Origin of the sequence: Spectribacter hydrogenoxidans, assembly GCF_031846275.1 — a bacterium.
In the GTDB taxonomy this organism is placed as follows: domain Bacteria; phylum Pseudomonadota; class Gammaproteobacteria; order Nevskiales; family Salinisphaeraceae; genus Spectribacter; species Spectribacter hydrogenoxidans.
The window spans coordinates 1-1,317 of record NZ_JAVRIB010000041.1; the positions used below are offsets into that span (position 1 = coordinate 1).

Below are 1,317 nucleotides of genomic sequence, written 5' to 3' on the forward strand. Positions count from 1 at the left end.
ATTGTGCAACCGCCACATAGGTAACACGTTAGACCGGCGACATGGGTGACACATGATGGGACTTGGCGCGATGCCAGACGGTGGCGTGCTCCAAGCGCTTTGTGGCCGAATTGAGATAGCCCAGCAGGTGCGAGCCAAAGCGCACCTCGAATCGGTCCTCGTTGATCTGGCGCAGCGCCACGGGCTGTTTGGCCAGTAGCGCACCCAGATAGACCAGCTGCCCCTGAAATCGGATTTCGCCGTTATGGCGCACCCGACGCACGGTTTGATCGGGGCCATAGTCCGGCGGCCGCAGTACTGGGCAGTAGCGGCGGTTTGAAGCGGTATAAACGCTGGCCGGTGTGCGCCGCTGCAAGCTCTCGTGGCTGCGCAGCTGGTTGTACTCATGGCGGAACTCGGCCAGTGCGGTGTGCTGGGCCTGCTCGCCGGCACGACGCATCTGGCGGCCGATGGCCCGGTTGAGGGTGCCATGCATGCGCTCATGGCGCGCATTCTGAGTGGGTTTGCCGGGCTGTATCCGATGCACGCGGATGCCCAGTTGCACCCACCACATCGATAGTCGGGTCAGGCCACCGGCGGCGGCGCTGGCAAACGGCGGACCGTTGTCGGATAGCAGCGCGTCCGGCAGCCCGTATTCGTGAAACGCCCACTCGAAGGCCGGCCGGGCCTGGGCGTGATCGGTCGCGGACACACCATGGCAGCCGATCAGGTAGCGACTGGCGTTATCACTGATCGTCAAGGGGTAACACCAGCGGTGCGTTGCCGAGGGATATTGGCCCTTGTAGTCCGCGCTCCACAAAGCATTGTTGGCCTGGCCCAGGTGGAACGGCTGGGGGTCCGCCGCATAGCGGCGCTTGGCACGCCGTTTCTTGACCAGCCCGGCACGCTTGAGCAGCTCACCGGCGGTGCTATCCGCCGGCCAGTCAACGTCCGGGTGCTCGCGACGCAACAGATCCATGACTTTCCTGGGACCAAAGCTCAGATGTGCCCGTTTGGTCTGAATGATGCGATCCGCCATCGCATCAATGATGGCGTGCGGGCGATGGTGCGGCGCGCGTGAGCGCGCCATCAGACCAGGCGCCCCCTCGTCCCGGTAGCGCCCGATCCACTTGTGAACGGTCTTGCGGCTGACACCGTAACCTCGGGCCAGATCCGACACGCGGTAACCCCCGGTCAACCAATCGCTGACCAACTGAATCTTCAGATCCATGACACAGGTCTCTGTCCAGGGCATCGGTAAGTCCTCCTTGCCGATACCGTAGCTTGTGTCACCTATGTCGTCGGTCTGATCTGGTACCTATGTTGCCGGTCTGCACA

1 protein-coding gene is annotated in these 1,317 nt (G+C 63.1%); it reads right to left on the reverse strand.

Translation table 11 applies throughout. The features are described from left to right. Positions 1-28: 28 nt before the first annotated feature. Positions 29-1,210 carry an integrase core domain-containing protein gene (locus tag RM532_RS15775; RefSeq protein ID WP_311654295.1) on the reverse strand — a complete coding sequence of 394 codons (1,182 nt, stop codon included), beginning with the start codon at positions 1,208-1,210 and terminating at the stop codon, positions 29-31. Positions 1,211-1,317: the final 107 nt, after the last annotated feature.

Excerpts from the sequence above, each read along its gene's own strand:
- RM532_RS15775 (WP_311654295.1), bottom strand. The coding sequence starts at position 1,210 with ATGGATCTGAAGATTCAGTTGGTCAGCGATTGGTTGACCGGGGGTTAC.